At 75.0% G+C, this 15,565-nt stretch carries 8 protein-coding genes; 3 read left to right on the top strand and 5 right to left on the bottom strand.

Features of this window, described 5'->3' with window-relative positions; all coding sequences use genetic code 11:
- Positions 1-39: 39 nt before the first annotated feature.
- Genes WMF17_RS25170 through WMF17_RS25180 form a run of 3 tightly spaced genes read right to left on the bottom strand, consistent with a single transcriptional unit; the run spans position 40 to position 9,016 of the window.
- Complete coding sequence (locus WMF17_RS25170; protein WP_437643651.1) at positions 40-1,575, bottom strand: SDR family oxidoreductase; 1,536 nt, start codon at positions 1,573-1,575, stop codon at positions 40-42.
- A gap of 29 nt (positions 1,576-1,604) precedes the next feature.
- On the bottom strand, positions 1,605-2,339 hold the full coding sequence (locus WMF17_RS25175; RefSeq protein WP_437595684.1) for a 4'-phosphopantetheinyl transferase family protein: 735 nt from the start codon (positions 2,337-2,339) through the stop codon (positions 1,605-1,607).
- Positions 2,336-9,016 carry an SDR family NAD(P)-dependent oxidoreductase gene (locus WMF17_RS25180; protein ID WP_437643653.1) on the bottom strand — a complete coding sequence of 2,227 codons (6,681 nt, stop codon included), beginning with the start codon at positions 9,014-9,016 and terminating at the stop codon, positions 2,336-2,338. The genes WMF17_RS25175 and WMF17_RS25180 overlap by 4 nt, the downstream gene beginning before the upstream one ends.
- Before the next feature lie 361 nt (positions 9,017-9,377).
- Between WMF17_RS25180 and WMF17_RS25185 the strand changes: the two genes are divergently transcribed.
- On the top strand, positions 9,378-9,890 hold the full coding sequence (locus WMF17_RS25185) for a MarR family winged helix-turn-helix transcriptional regulator (RefSeq protein ID WP_437595687.1): 513 nt from the start codon (positions 9,378-9,380) through the stop codon (positions 9,888-9,890).
- Positions 9,891-9,944: 54 nt separating this feature from the next.
- Here the strand turns inward: WMF17_RS25185 and WMF17_RS25190 are convergent, their stop codons facing one another.
- Entirely contained in the window at positions 9,945-11,780 is a 1,836-nt protein-coding gene (locus WMF17_RS25190; protein WP_437643655.1) for a sialidase family protein, read from the bottom strand.
- 580 nt (positions 11,781-12,360) lie between these two features.
- On the opposite strand from WMF17_RS25190, the gene WMF17_RS25195 reads away from it, so the two are divergent.
- Together WMF17_RS25195 and WMF17_RS25200 are read left to right on the top strand one after the other, a co-directional pair.
- Positions 12,361-12,978 (top strand): ECF-type sigma factor, encoded by a 618-nt coding sequence (locus WMF17_RS25195; protein WP_437643657.1) that lies wholly within the window; start codon positions 12,361-12,363, stop codon positions 12,976-12,978.
- Complete coding sequence (locus WMF17_RS25200) at positions 12,962-14,566, top strand: serine/threonine-protein kinase (protein WP_437595690.1); 1,605 nt, start codon at positions 12,962-12,964, stop codon at positions 14,564-14,566. The genes WMF17_RS25195 and WMF17_RS25200 overlap by 17 nt, the downstream gene beginning before the upstream one ends.
- 117 nt (positions 14,567-14,683) lie before the next feature.
- Here WMF17_RS25200 and WMF17_RS25205 read toward each other — a convergent pair whose 3' ends face one another.
- A complete protein-coding gene (locus tag WMF17_RS25205) occupies positions 14,684-15,352 on the bottom strand; it encodes a hypothetical protein (RefSeq protein WP_437595691.1) in 669 nt (222 codons plus the stop codon).
- Between the last annotated feature and the right edge of the window lie 213 nt (positions 15,353-15,565).

A 15,565-nucleotide genomic window follows, 5' to 3' on the forward strand; every position in this document is an offset into this window, starting at 1 on the left:
CGCGCGCCGAGACCAGGCCGGTACCCACCATCGCAGCCGTCAGATGCACAGCGAGCCCCCGCCGTCGACGGTGAGGGTCGCGCCGTTGATCATCCGCGCCCCGTCCGACAGGAGCAGCAGGACGGCCTCGGCGACGTCCTCCTCGGTGCAGAGCCGGCCGCCCGGCGTGCGAGACTCCCAGTAAGGGAGGATCCGCTCGTGATCCGGGTAGTTGCTCGTCACGTGGCCGTAGATCGGCCCGGCGGAGATGCAGTTGACCTGCACGTTCCGCGGGGCGAGCTCGACGGCGAGCGCGCGGCTGAGCGACTCCACCGCGGCCTTCACGGCGCCCATGGCGCCGAAGTGCTCCAGGTACCGCGACGACCCGTTCGACGACAGCGCGACGATCCGCCCGCCGCCGTGGCGCTCCATCAGGCGCGCCGCGCGCATGGCGCACTGGTGATACCCGATGACGTTCGTGCGGAACGCGAGCTCCCAGTGCTCCGGGGTCGTCTGTTCGAGGGGGCCGAACCGGCCGTTCGACGCGTTGCTGACGAAGTGGTGCAGCTCGCCCACCTCGCGCGCGATCGCCTCGAAGAGCTTGTCGACGTGCGCGGGGTTGGCGACCGAGCCCCAGACGTGCACCGCGTCGCCGCCGGCGCCGCGGATCTCGTCGGCGACCGCGTCGCCGTCGTCCCGCGAGTGGAAGCTGTTGATGACGACCCGCGCGCCGGCGCGCCCGAGCTGCGTCGCGATGGCGCGGCCCAGCCCGCGGCTCGATCCGGTCACGAGGACCGTCTTGCCCGCGAGCGCTGCCAGAGGAGCCGGGTTCGCGCGCTGCGCGACGGGAGCCGCCGGCGCGCGCGCCGCGGCGACCTGCGCGGGCGGCGCGGGCGGCGTCGCGCCGAGGAGGCGCGCGAGGCCGCCGACCGTGCGGGCCTCGTCGAGCGCCCCCGCGAGGGCGTCCGGCAGGGCGCCGCGCTGCCGGAGGAGCGCGTGGACCTCGTCGCGGCGGCGGCGGTCGATCCCGAGGTCCTCTTCGAGCCGCGCGTCGGGGACGAGCAGCTCGACGGGGTGGCGCGTCACGTCCGCGAGCGCCTGGACAACGACGCGGAGCGCCTCGCCCGCTGACTCCGGCGACGGCCTTGCCGTCAGGCCCGCCGGCTGGGCGGCGCTGCTCGCCGCGCCATCGCCCGCAGCGTGGCCATTGACGTGCCCGGCCGGCTGCGCGTGGCCGTTGGCGTGCCCGGCGAGCCCCGCGTGGCCGTTGGCGTGCCCGGCGAGCCCCGCGTGGCCATTCCCATGCCTCCCGCCCCCCGCAACGTCGGCCCACGGCGCGGCGTCGGAGTGCGCCGCGAGCGTGCGCGAGAGGAAGTCGCTGACGCGGGCCACCGTGCGCAGCTCGTCGGGCTTCGCCTTGAGCGCCTCCGAGAGGCCGAAATCCGCGCGCAGCGTCGCGAGGATCTCGCCGCGCTTCACGGAGTCGATACCGAGATCCTGCTCCAGGTCGGCGTCGGCGACGACGACCTCGTCGGGGTAGCGCGTCATGCGCACGAAGACGGAGCGAACGTGTTCGAGGAGATCTTGAGCTTGCATCGTCGAAACCTCGTGGTTGTGAGAGCCATTCATCCCAGAGCGGCGACCGGAGAGACCGGCACGGTCGCGACGAGCGCGAACGCACCGGTCAGCACGGCCCGGCCGAAGAACTGCCCGCCGCGCGCGGTCAGCGCGAAGGCGCGGACGGAGGGCGGCGCCAGGCGCACGCCTCCCGGCGGGAGCGCGATGTCGATGTCCCGGAAGGAGAACCGGGCGGGCAGATCGAGCGCTCCCGTCTTGTAGAGCGCCTCCTTCGCGCTCCAGAGCAGCGTCTCGAGCGCGGCGCGATCGACCCCCGCCGCGGCGCCGCGCGCGAGCCCCCGGCGCTCGCGCGGCGTGAAGTGCTCGTCGGCGAAGACCGCCGCGCGCGCCTCGACCCGCTCGACGTCCACGCCGACGGCGCGCGCCGTGGTGACCGCCGCCGCCGCGAGGTCGCCCGCGTGGGAGAGCGACAGCGCGAACGCGCCGTCGTCGAAGCGCGGGGGACCGCCGCCGGGCCCCGTGATCGCGCAGGCGAGGTAGTCCGCCGGCCGGTGCGCCGCGAGCGCGGCCGCGTCCAGCGAGACCAGCGGCGCGCCGCGGCCGGCGGCGAGCTCCAGCCGCAGCCACTTCGCGGCGACGCGCGCGCACGCGGACTGCGCCCGGCGGGCAGCGACGCGCTGGCCGGCGCACGCGCGGCGCTCGCCGGCGGTCAGGTAGGGATCGAGGCGCGCCGCCGTGCATTCGTCCGCCCGGACGACCGCGATCGCGAGCGGCGGCGTCACGACGCCCCCAGCGGCAGCGACGCCGGCGCGGCCCCGCGCGCGTCCGCGGCCACGCGGCCCACCACGAGCCCCTCGAGCCCCTCGACGTCGAGCAGCACGCCGCCCGCCGGGTCGAGCGCCTGCGCCCACGCGCCGAGGACGCGATCGCCCGCCGCAGCCGGGACCGCGGCGACGAGCCGGACCGCGCCGCCCGCGTCGCGGATCGCGAGGTCGTTCGCGGCCGCTCCGAAGCGGATGCGATCGACGCCGCCCGCGGCGCACACCGGGAACGCGCCCGCCTCGTCGCGGCGCAGCGTGCCGAGCGTCAGGAGGGCGTCGAGCAGGAGGAACGGCGTGGCGGCCGCGCGCAGCCGCCCGAGGGCGCCGTCCTCAGGGGCGCGGAAGCGGGCCGATTTGAGCGCGTCGCCGAGCACGAAGGTGCCGAGGTGATCGAACCAGCCCGCGTGCCGGAGCGGCGCGCCGGGGCTCGCGTAGGGATCGCGGACCGCCGGCCCCTCGACGCGCCCGGCGTGGCGCGGGGCGAGGGCGTCGCGGCGGGCGTCGATCGCGCCGAGCTCGACGACGCAGGTCGCGAAGACAACGTCGGCGCGGAGGAGCACGCCCGACCTGTGGACGAAGTCGCCACGGACCTCGACGGCGCACGCGGCGCGGCCGCCGGCGAGCCGCTCGTGGCGGGTCGTCACCGTACGCACCTCGCGCGCCGCGTCGTCGGGCAGGCGCAGGAACTCGAGGAAGCGCACGTCGCGGACCTCGCGGACGAGCGCGCCGCCGTCCGCCGTCGCGAGCGCGTGCCGGACGGCCAGCTCGACGAGGAACGCGCCGGCCGCGACGGCGCTCGAGCGCGCCCGGTGGTCGGAGAGCCACGGATCGACGCGCGGATCGAGCGTCCACGTGCGGTCCGGCGGGCTCGCCGCCGCGATGCGCGGCGCCGGCGCGCCCGCCGCCGCGATGCGCGGGGCGAAGCGCTCGATCTCGCTGTCGGTGAGCAGGACATGGGCCCCGCCGGCGGGGCGCTCGGCCACGAGATCGAGGAAGATCTGCCTCCCCTCCTCCGGCTCGATGCCCCGGAGCCCGCGCGCCGCGCCGAGCGCGCTGTACTCCGACCCGGCGGTCATGCCGACGCCGTTCCAGCCGAGCCACGCGATGCTGGACCACGGGCCGGCGTCCGCCTCGGCCGCGAAGTACGCGGCGGCGCGGTTCAGCGCCTCGTTGGCCGCGCCGTAGTCGGGCTGCCCGTCGTTGCCGAGCACGCTGAACGCCGACGTGACGAGGTGGACGTGCGGGCGGGCGGCGGGCAGGTGGCGCGCGAGGGCGCGCCGGAGATAGCAGAGGCCCGCGAGCTTCGTGTCGACGATCCGCTCGAAGAGCTCGAGCGACTTCGACGTGAGCCGGCTCGACACCTGGATGCCGGCGCCGTGCACGATCAGGTCGACCCGGCCGTACGCGGCAGCCACCGCGGCGACGGCGCGATCGACGTCGGCGCCGCTCGTCACGTCGGCGGCGTGGTAGTCGACGCTCCCGCCCCGCGCGCGCAGGTGGGAGAGGACGCGGTGCGCCTCGCGCGCCGCCCGGATGCGCGCGTAGCGCTCGCGCAGCGCGGTCATCCGCACGCCCCGGCCCTCGCGCAGCGCCTCGGCGTAGAATTCCCGCTCGTACGCGTCGAGCTCCGCGTCGGTCATCGCGAGCGTGCGCGGGGGAGCGTCCTCCAGCCGCGAGCGGCCGAGGAGCACGGCGCGGCAGCCGAAGCGATCGAGCAGGCCCTCGACGAACTGCGCCGTGATGCCGCGCGCGCCGCCCGTGACGATCGCGACCGCGCCGGGGCCGAGCGGAGAGGCCGCGCGCGGGGTCAGCTCCGAGGCGGCGCGGGCGAGCTGCACCACGTGCCGCACGCCGCCGAGATCGACCACCTCCTCGGGGGCGGCCGGCCGGGCGCGCCGCCACTCCTCGAAGAGCGCGCCGAGCGCCGCGGCGGCGCCCTGCGCGTCCGTGTGGACGACGCGCACGTCGCCGCCCGGGAGCTCGCGCGCCAGCGACTTCATGAAGCCGCCGACCGCGCCGCTCACCGGCGCGAGCCGCCCGGCCGGGTCCACCGCGCCGACGACGACGGCGGCGAAGGCCACGTCGCCGCGCGCCACGGCGTCGTAGTAGCGGCGCGCCGCGCCGAACAGCGCGCGCAGCGCCGGCCGGTACGAGCCCGGCGCGCCGTCGAGGAACGCGCGCGCGTCCCCGGCGCGGGTGAGCACGACGACCGCGTCGACGTCGTCGGGCGCGAGGGCCCCGAGCGACGCGCTGAGCCGCTGCTCGTCGCGGGCGTCGATCGACGGCCCCCCGCCGCCGCCGGCCCCGGATCCCGGCGCCGCGAGATCGCGCCGGGCCCCGGGCGCGGCGTCGGGCGCCGCCTCGCCGGCGAGCTCGAGGACGCGCGCGCGCTCCTCGGCGGAGCGGGCGGCGCGCCGCACCTCCGCGGCCAGCGCCGCGTCGGTGCAGACGTAGAGGACGCGGGACGGGACGCGCGCGGCCGGCCCTGACGCCGGCACGGGCGCGATCTCGGGGACATAGCGGTGGATCGGCGTGCCCGTCGCGAAGCCCGAGGGCGGGGGCGCCGGGGCGACGTGCACCCCCTCGGGGGGCGCGACGTGGACGGCGCGGGCGTCCGAGGGCCAGCGCACGACGGCGGCGCCGTGCGCGCGCGCGTCGCGGATCGCCGCGAGGAGCTCGACGGCGCCCTCGGCCCCGCGCAGCCGCGCGCGCGGGCCGCGCGGGTCGTTGACGACGAGCTCGCGGCCGGCGAGGCCGCCCTCCGCCGCCCCGGCGCCTGTCGCGACGTGGAGGCGCGCGAGCACCGGCCAGGCGTGGCGCGCGGCGGTGTCCTCGGTGCACAGCGCGACGAGCAGCGCCGCCTCGCCCACCGGCCGCGGGTCACGGGTCGCGGACGCGCCACGCGCGACGTCGTCGCTGAACGCGTTGACAGCCCCGGCCAGCACGACCTCGCAGTCCTCGTCGAGCACGAGATCGGCGGCCGCGAGCGCGTCGAGCAGCGAGGTCGCGGAGGTGTCGACGACGAAGTTCGGCCCGCGCAGGCCGAAGACGTTGGCGACGCGCCCGGAGATTACGTTGGGCATGTTGCCCGGCTGCGTGTACGGCCCCGTCGCGGGCGAGCCGGCGCGGAGCGCGCCCACCGTCGCGGAGGCCAGCGCAGGGCTCACGCCGCGCGCGCGGAGCGCCCGCGCCACGCGGTCGGCGAAGAGCCGCTCGTTCGCGCGCGCGCCGCGGCGCGTCTTGCCCTCGTGGCCGACGACGACGCCGATGCGCTCGCCGAGCTCGCGCGCGGGCAGCGCCGCGAGCGCCTTCTCCGCGGCCATCGCCGCGAGCAGCTGCGTCGGGTCCATCGCCTCGAGGGCGTCCGGGAGGACCGGCGCGCGGGCCGGCAGCCGGAGCGCGCGCTCGTCGAACGCGAGGACGTCCGAGGGCGCGTCCGCGGGCGCGCCCTCGGCGCCGGGGAACACGGCCCCCAGCCCGACGACGCACAGCGCGCGGGCCTCATGGCGCGGCCGCGGCCGCGGCGCGTGGCGGCCGGGCCGGTGCTCCTCGACGATGAGGTGGGCGTTGGTGCCGCCGAAGCCGAAGCTGTCGAGCGCGGCGCGCAGGGGGCGGGCGCCGTCGGCGGTCCACGGGGCGGCCGCCGTCGAGATGGCGAACGGCGAGCGCGGCAGGTCGATGCGCCCGCTCGGCGCCTTGAAGCCGTGCTGCGCGAAGAGCGTACGCTCGCGGATCGCGAGCACGACCTTGATGAGCGACGCGACGCCGGCGGTCCAGCCCGTGTGGCCGAGCAGCGACTTGACGCTGCCCAGGGCGATGCGCGGCGCGCCCTCGTCGCCGGCGAACACCTCGGCGAGCGCCTGGAACTCGGTGGCGTCGCCGACCGGCGTCGCGGTCGCGTGCGCCTCGACGTACTGCACGGATCGCGGCGCGACGCCGGCGCGCTCGTAGGCGCGCCGCATGGCCAGGCTCTGCCCGCGGCTCTGCGGCACCGTGACCGACGGGCTCGGGCCGTCGCTCGACACGCCGCTGCCGAGGAGCACGGCGTCGACGCGATCGCCCCGCGCGCGGGCGTCGTCGAGCCGCTCGAGCACGACCACGGCGGCGCCCTCGCCGAACACGACGCCGTCGGCCGACGCGTCGAACGGGCGGCTGCCGGTCGCGGAGAGCCCGCCGAACTGCGAGAACTGGCACGCGTTGGTCGGGCCGGGCTGGTAGGCGCCGCCGGCGATCACGACGTCGGCGAGGCCGCGGCGCAGCATCGCGGCGCCGAGGTGCACCGCGTGCATCGACGACGCGCAGGCCGCGTCGACGACGACGGTGTGCACGCCCTCGCGCACGACGTCGCGCACGACGCGCGCGAGCGGCTCGAGGTGGCCGCGGCACGCCGCGCGCCGCTCCGCGTCGAGCCCGAGCTCGCCCGCGAGCGCCTCCGCCACGGCCGCGCTGTCCGCCGGGCCGGCGGCGATGCCGGCGAGCGCCCGCTCGACGCCGAGCAGCAGCGTCGCCTCGTCGTGCTCGATCGAGCCGTCCGCCGTGGACCCGAGGAGGCACGCGATCCGCAGCGGCGCGCCGTCGCGGAGCACCGCCGCCTGCGACCTGGCCTCGGCGAGCGCGCACGCCAGCATGCGGGCCGTCTTGGGTAGCCGCTCGAGGGTGGGCGCGTCGTACCCGGTCCGCTCGGCGTACGGCCCGAGCGCGTCGACCGTGCCGACCAGCAGGCTGTAGGTCTTGTCGGCGGCGCGGCCTGGGTTCAGAAAGTCGGTCGCGAGCTCCGGGTGTCGCGCGCCCGTGTCGGTGATCCCGCACGTGCCCGCGCGCAGCTGCGCGAGGTAGGCGTCGACGCCGCCGGACCCCGGCAGCACCGCGCCCATGCCCACGATCGCGATCGGGGCGGCGCCCGCCGTGGAGGCGTCGTCGTCGTCCGGGGTCGCCGCGGGCGCGGCGGGGGTCGCGGGCGGCGCGGCGCTCGCGGGCGCGGCGTCTCCGCGCGAGCCGCGGTCGTCCCGGTCTTCCTCGGGGAGCGGCGCGACCGCCGTCAGCGCATGTCCAGCGGCGCGCAGCGCCTCGACCGCGCGCCGGTGCTCGGCCACCACGTCCTCTCCGGCGCGGAACGTCGCGATCACGCGCAGGTCGGGCCCCGGCGGCGCGTTCCGCCGTACGAGGGCGGTCAGGGTGCCGCCGCCGCCGCACTCGACGAAGGTGCGGCAGCCCGCCGCGTGGAGGTCGCGCACGGCCGCTCCGAAGTCGAGCGGCGTCACGAGGTGCATGGGGAGCAGGCGCGCGGGCGCGAGCGGGCCCTCGCCGTAGTGAACGCGGTCGATCGGCGAGTACGTGGCCAGCGCGGGCCGCGCCGCGTCGGCGCGCCCGACGGCGCGCGCGAACGGACCGACCGCCGTTGCGAGCAGGGGCGAATGGAAGGCGTACCGGCTCGCGAGCACGGTCGCGCGGACGCCGGCGCCCTCGAGCCGCCGCTCCAGCGCCGCGATGCCGTCCGCCGTGCCCGAGGCGACCGCCTGGTCGGCCGCGTTGGCCACCGCGACGAACACGTCGTCCCGGCCGAGCGCCTGCACCTCGTCGCGCAGCCGCTCGGCGCCTGTGTGCGCCGCGAGCATGCGGCCGGGCGGCGCGCCGCGGAGGGCGAGCACCCGCCGGCCCACGATCTCCGCGGCCGTCGCGAGGGAGAAGGTCCCCCCCGCGGCCAGCGCGGCGATCTCCCCGAGGCTGTGACCCGCCACGACGTCCGGCTCGAGCCCGGCGGACCGGAGCAGCGCGACGGCGACGTAGTCCTGGACGAGGGTGCCGAGCTGATCGAGGTCGGCGCACGCCTCGAGGGCGCCCCGTGCCTCCGCCTCGCCGCCGGCCACGAGCGCCGCGAGCGACGCGCCGAGCAGCGCTCGCGCCGCGGGCTCGGCCGCGGCGACGGCCGCGCGCGCGGCGTCAAAGCGCGCGTGGAGCGCGCGCAGCAGCCGGAGGTCGAACGAGCCCTGGCCGGGCAGGAGCAGCGCGACCTTCGCGGCGCCTTCGCGGCCCTCCCGCGCGGGCTCCCCTTCCCGCGCGGGCTCGTCCGCCGCGCCCCACCGCGTGCGGTGCGGGCGCGACGCGTGCAGCGGCCCCCGCGCGACCTCGACGGCGTGCCGGAGGAGGTGCTCGGGGAAGAGCTCGCGCAGCGCGGAGCCGCCGCGCAGGGCCAGCTCGACGAAGCGCTGGTGCGGCGCCTGCTCGTCGAGGGCCCCGGCGTGCATCGTCACCGATCGCGGCAGCGGCGCGAGCTCGTCGCTCGTCGCGGAGACGGCGACGATCCGCTGGTAGCCGCACGCCACGGGCTCGCCGTCGAAGCGGACCGTGCGGAAGTAGCCGTACGCGCTCGAGCGCGTCACGGCGCCGAGGGTCATGAAGATCGCGACGCGCTCGCCCACGCGGACCGGCGCCAGGTTCCGGCTGTAGCCCTCGGTGGTGAGCAGCCGGATCGCCGCGCGATCGTCCTCGTACGGGAGCGTGCCGTCCGCGGCCTCGGCGAAGTAGAGCGTCTCGCGCGCGATGCACTGGAAGCGGAAGTTGGTGAGGTAGTGATGGCTCCCGTAAGCCATGCTGTCCTCGAATTTCACGCAGTAGGGAACGACGAAGTACTCGCCCATGGGTCCTCTCCACGCAGCCCACCCCCGCGCGCGGCGACGCACGTCGTGCGTCCCTCACCGCCGCGCGGTCCGGGCCATCGAAATAAGTGTACCTACACGCAAATGCGCACCGCGGGCCCACGGCCTCCGACCGCGCCCCGAGCCGCGGGTGCGCACCTCGGCGCCTCGCGGCCCGAGCAGCGATCCATCGGCGGATCGGTCAGAGCGCGCCGGAGCCCTGAGAACCCCGGCGCCGAGCCAGCGATCGAGCGGAGAATGCCGCCCCGCATCGTGGAGATAGGTGTACCTGCACCTGAACAGATGTCAAGCAGTTCAGGACGTCCCAGTTAGCCGGTCCGCTCGAAATGGTGTACATACACTTGTGGTTGATTTTGCTCGGGCCTCCGAGATCATCGCGAGCCAGTGCGCCCTCGTGCGCGTGCGCCGCGCGTCGCGCGCGCTCACGCGGCTCTACGACGAGAGCCTGCGGCCCTCGGGGCTCCAGGCGACGCAGCTCACGATGCTCGTCGCGGTCGCGACGTGCGGCGACGGGGGCGTGAAGCTCGGCGCGCTCGCGGACGGGCTCGTCATGGATCGCACGACCCTCACGAGGAACCTCGTGCCGCTGGAGAAGGCGGGCCTGCTCCGCGTGGCGCGCGCGCCCGACGACGCGCGCGTCCGCCTCATCTTCCTGACGCGCCAGGGCGAGCGCGCCATCGAGGCGGCGTTCCCGCTGTGGGAGCGGACCCAGAAGCACGTCCGCGAGCGGCTCGGCGCCGGCAAGGCCGACGCGCTCCGCGAGGAGCTCGGCCGCGTCGTGGCCCTGGCCGCGCGACCCGAGAGGGCGCCGGCGCCGGAGCCGCCGCCGCGCCCGGCCAGGCGCAAGGCGAAGTGACACGAGCGCCTGAGGTGCGATGGCAAGGAGCCGGCGGGACCGCGCGAGAGGCGCTCAGCGCACCCTGAAGGTCTGGAAGAAGACGTCGGCCTGCGAGTGCTTCTCACCCGAGATCGGGTTCTCGGGGTGGCGAGGCTCCCTGATGAGATTGCGCAGGTCGCCCCAGGCCGAGTGGAGCTTCCTCCGCTCCGACGTGACGTCGAGATACTCGCCGAGGTTGTAACAGGGCCGGACGACCCGATCGAAGTTCGTCGTCGGGAAGACGTCATCGACAGGCACGTCCAGCGGGATGTTCGTCGGCGAGAGGCGGAAGGAGGTGTCCGTGACCTGCTGCCTGTCGCCGTCGCCGAACGATGCCCCGTATTCGAACGAGCTCGCCATCTCCACGTCGATGGACCTGTCACGATTCTGCGTGTAATAAACGATGTGCACGTCGCTCTGGCGATTGCCGATGGTCACGGCCGGGAGCACATGATGGATGTTCTCCCCGGCCGTGGAGGTGACGGGGATCGGCGGCGTCCACGTCCCCCCGCGGTCGTCGGAGCGGATGAGGAAGACGTTCGAGCCCGAGCCCGCTTCGCCGACGGTCTCGCTGGTGGAGGCCGACCAGGTCAGGTAGAGGACCCCACGGAGCGCCGCGAGCGCCGGCTGAACGATGAGGCGAGAGGCGTGCACGTACGTGGGCAGACCTCGCCGCCCCGTGCGGCGCGGCCCGTCGGTGATGGCCAGGCGGATACCGCCGTCGTTGCCGCAATCGATGCGCTCGCCGGGCTGGACCACGGGCAGGAGCGTCGGGTCCGGGGCTCCCGCGAGGTTGAACTCCACGAACTCGAACGTCTCGCCGGCGTCACGGGACACCAGCATCCGGATGAAATCGGCGTTCGCGCCGCTGAACTGAAGGAACGGTAGGTAGAGCGCGCCGTCGTAGGGATCCACGACGGGGTTCGTGAACTGGATCGAGTCCTGCGGCAGCGTGGGATCCGGGTTCGCTTCGGGAGCGAAGACGACCTTCGATGTCCAGGTCGCGCCGCCGTCGGTCGAGCGCGCGAAGCGGAGCTCGCTCCGGACGGGAGCCTCCGGGGGCTCCAAGCTGGTCCAGGTCACGTAGATGTTGTCGCGGCGCCGGCGCACCGGGTCCGGGCCCACGGCCAGCCAGCTCTTGTCGGCGCCGTCGTCCTGGGCCACGAGCGCTCCCTCGCTCCACGTGCGGCCGCCGTCGGTCGACCTGTTGGCCTGCACGGCCCTCCGGCCCTCCGCGTCCTGCGCGAGCCCGGCGAAATGGAAGACCCCGCGGCGGTCCACGCGCACGACCGGATCGCCGAGCGTGGTCGTGCTCCCGGGCAACGGAGGGATGAAGCCGCTCTTCCAGGTCACGCCGCCGTCGTTCGAGGTCGAGAAGCCGGAGAAGAACAAGGGATCGAGCACGATTGTGTTGTCGACCAGAACAGGTTCCACCCCCGAGGACGTGTTGTAGGCAACGACGATGTCGTGGCCGTGTGCGGCGATCGAGGTCTCGCTCTGGGTCACGTTGACGAAGGGACGTGTCGGCGGGCGGGTGAAGAACTTATGAATCTCGTCGAGCCCCGGATCGTTGACCTGAACGTTCTCTCCGCTCGGCCGGATCGACGGCGTGTATTCCGGCCAGTGGTACGAGGAGGTTCGCTCGGTGATCCTCGCCCACTCGCGGCCGGTGAGCCTCTCGGACGCGGCGGGGTTCACGGTGCGGACAGACAGCGCGACGCCGTTCTTCATCACGCTGCCGAGCGCGAGCTCCTGGCCGTCCGCAAGCGGCGCTCCGTCGAGCTCCGGTCCTTGCGAGCACGCTGGGAGCGCTGGCAGGGCAGAGAGGAGAAGTGCGATGAAAACGATGTTCGATTGTGAAGAACGCATACGATCTCCTTGGGCTGGGCGCTCCGTCGAGCACACGCTCGCGCTCGCGCTCATCGCCCGCGTCGAAGCGGCAGTGCGCAGCAGCCGCCGAAGAGAGCGCCCCGCGGCGATCTGCGCTAGGCGCGGCGGCCCCCTCGCCCGGCCGAGCGATCGCGAGATCGCGGAAAGCCCTGCTTACTACTCCGTACGGCGGAGTCGCGCAACTCACAGAACACACGAACTCCGCCTTTGACTCGGACACTCGCTCAAGCTCGGACGCTCCATGGCGTGTCGCAGGGATGAACAGACGGAGGAGGTCAATTCACGGGATCATCGACGCTGCGACGCCGGGCAGTTCCAGCGTCAAGGTGACCACAACGTCGCGGCGAGCCCCGCTCAACGGAGATCCCGCCCCACGGGGGCCGGGCTTGGCGACGGGCATGCTCCCTCGCTGGCGCCCGGAGATTCGAGCGGCCGGGGCGGCGCGTGGCGCGCCGGCGTCCCGCTCCGGCTGTCGCGGGCTGTCGCAGCGTAGAGCGCTGTCGGGCTCGTCAGCCCGGATATTTGGTGTACGCTCCGGCCTCAGCGAGGCGCCCCCCCCATGAACGCGAGCGATCCACGCCCCCCCGGGCCGAGCGACGGCGAGGGCATCACGGTCCTCCTTCACGCCGCCCAGGAGGGCCGGAAAGACGCCGCGGACGCCCTGCTCCGCGCCGTCTACGCCGAGCTCAAGGCGATCGCCCTGGCCCGTGTCCGCCACCTCCGCGCCGGGCAGACCCTCGGCCCCACCGCGCTCGTCCACGAGGCGTACGAGAAGCTCTTCCGGGACGGCGAGGCCCGCTTCCAAAGCCGCGCCCATTTCTTCGGCGCCGCCTCCCAGGCCATGCGCGACCTGCTCGTCGATTACGCGCGCCACAAGGCCGCCCGGAAGCGGGGCGGCGACCAGGAGCGCACCCCCGAGGAGGCCATCGACGCGCTGGCCCTCCCGATCGACCTCCCCTTCGAGGACATCCTCGCCCTCGACGAGGCCCTGCGCAGGATGAGCCGGGAGCACCCGCGCAAGGCCGAGATCGTGATGCTGCGCTACTTCTCGGGCCTTACCGAGGGCGAGATCGCCGAGCTCTCCGGCGTGACGACGCGCACGGTGGAGCGCGAGTGGCGGTTCGCGAAGGCGTGGCTCTACCGGGCGCTGCACGGCGGAGATGAGTCAGCTCCTTGATCCGAGCGAAGTAGAGGCGCTCTTCGAGGCAGCGATCGACCAGAGCCACGGCCTCCGCCGGGCGTTCCTGGAGGCCCGGTGCGCGGGTCGCCCGGAGCTCTTCCGGGAGGTGTGGAGCCTGCTCTGGTGCGACGGCGCGCAGCCGGACGGGTTCCTGCAGGGCGCCGCCGTGTCCCTGCCCGCGCCGGGTGAGCCGCTGAGCCCCGGCACGCGCATCGGGCGGTTCACCGTGCTCGCCCGGGCCGGCGAGGGCGGCATGGGCATCGTCTACGCGGCGTACGACGCGGAGCTCGACCGCCGCGTCGCCCTGAAGCTCATCGCGCCGGGGGGCTTCGATCCGGAGGATCGGGCCCGCCTCGTGCGCGAGGCGCAGGTGATGGCCAGGCTCTCCCACCCGAACGTCGTCCCCATCTACGAGATCGGCGAGCACGGGGGGAGCGTGTTCGTCGCGATGGAGTTCGTCGACGGCCGGACGCTCCGCGACCTCGGCCGCGAGCCGCCGCGCGCGTGGGAAGCCGTGCTCGCCGCGGGGATCCAGGCCGGCCGCGGCCTCGCGGCGGCGCACCACGAGGGGCTCGTCCACCGCGACGTGAAGCCGGACAACATCCTGATCGGCAAGGACGGCCGGGCGCGCATGGCCGATTTCGGGCTCGCGCGCCTCCAGATCGAGGAGGACCAGCTCCCCTCCGGGGGTGGTGAGCGCGGCGGTGCGAGCGCCGATGTGCCCGGGAACGGCCTGCTCCATGCGCCGCTCACGGCCGGGGGCGCGCTCATGGGAACGCCGGCCTACATGGCTCCCGAGCAGGCCGAGCGGCTGCCGGCGACGGAGAAGAGCGATCAGTGGAGCTTCTGCGCGACGCTCCACGAGGCGCTGTACGGCGAGCTGCCCTTCGAGGGCGAGGACCTCCACGCGCGGCTCGATCGGGCGCGGCGAGATCTCCTGAGGCCGGCGCCGCCCGGCTCCAAGGTGCCCGCGTGGGTCCGGAGCGCGCTCGCGCGGGGGCTCCGCGCTCGCCCCGAAGAGCGGTGGCCGAGGCTCGACGCGCTGCTGGACGCCCTCGCCGAGCAGCTCGCGAAGAGCTCCGACATCGATCTCACCGTATCCAGGCGCGAGCGGATCCGGTTCGGCCTCACGATCGGCGCCGTCGGCATCGTCATGGCGACGATCGGCGTGGGCCGCCTCGTTCCGGTGGTGCGCCCGGTGGACCTCCTCGCGATGGGCTGCGTCACGGCGCTCGCGGGGCTCTCGCTGCTCTGGGCGTTCCGCCGGCCGCTCTCGAAGAACGCGGTGAACCGGCGGATCGGCCATGTGGTGAAGGTGCTGTTCGGCGCGATGCTCCTGCACCGGGCGATCGCCGTGATCACGGACGAGCCCGTGGAGCGCGCGCTCGCGACCGATCTGGTCCTGTTCGCGGCGGTCCACGCGACCGCCGCGCCGAGCCTGCCGAAGGCGAGCTGGCTCTCGGCGGCGCTCTGCGCGGTGTGCGCGGTGGCCGCCGCGGGGTTCCCCGAGCACGCGGCCGTCCTCTACGTTACCGGCGTGCTGGGCTCGCTGGCGAACTCGCTCGTCGCGTGGCACCTCGACTAGCGCGCGGCGCGACGAGCACGGACTCCGACGGCCTACGGTGATTCAGGGCGAGCTGCCCCACATCGGCGCTCCCCGCGCGACGAGCACGGCCCCCAAGGGGAGAGCTCTAACGATGTGTTATTCCGTCACGATAGAGATGGGGTTGAAATAGACCCTGACTCCCGTCTTCGTCCCCGCGTCGTTCCCCTTGGTGTCTCCGACGTAGTCCAGCTTGTTGACGAGGCTCTCCGGCGCGAACGAGAAGATGTCGTGGGCGTGGTCCGTGTCCGTGTACGAGTGGCTGAACTCGACCGGACTGACCACCTCCACGATCGGGCGGCTCGCGGTGTGCAGCCGGTACCAGGCGGTCCCCGCGGCCCGGGTCCAGTTGCTCTTGGTCTCCAGCGCGTCCATGTAGACAGCCGCCCAGAGCTCGTTGCCGTTGAAGACGCTCAGCTCGACCTGGAGCGACACGCTCGGCCCGTGGCCGTCGTACTCGGCATCTCCGCCGACGCGCGGGGGGACATAGAATCCCGTGGAGAGGCCGACGAGCGTGCTCGCCGACAGGAGCGCGTCCGCGCCGGCGCCGGCCGTCGAGAGCTCCGCGCCGTCCTCGATCGCCAGAGGGGCCATGGTGGCTGCGAGCTCGGCGGAGTCGGTCCCGGTCTCCGCGCCATCCGACGCCGGGGCGTCCTCGGCAAGGGAATCGACCTGCGTCTCGGCGGCCGTGGCCACGCAGCCGGGGGCGGCGACGAGGAGGGCGAGGGCGAGGGGCGAGCAGCTGCGGAAGAGGGCAATGTGGTTCATGATGGCTCCCAGGGATTTCGTTCGGGTGTTGAGCGCAGGCGCGCGGCCCCGGGGTGGCCTCACCCCGGTGTTCGCGCGCCTCACCACGTCATCCGGAGGCCGGGAGAAAAACCCGACAGCGGGTCGATCGATTTTCTCCGGAACCGCCCACGGCTCGGGTCCAGGGCGAGCCCTCCGCCGCCCGGCGCTCCCGCCGGGGCGGGCCCGGCGGGG

The organism is Sorangium sp. So ce362 (assembly GCF_051519845.1).
Lineage (GTDB): Bacteria > Myxococcota_A > Polyangia > Polyangiales > Polyangiaceae > Sorangium.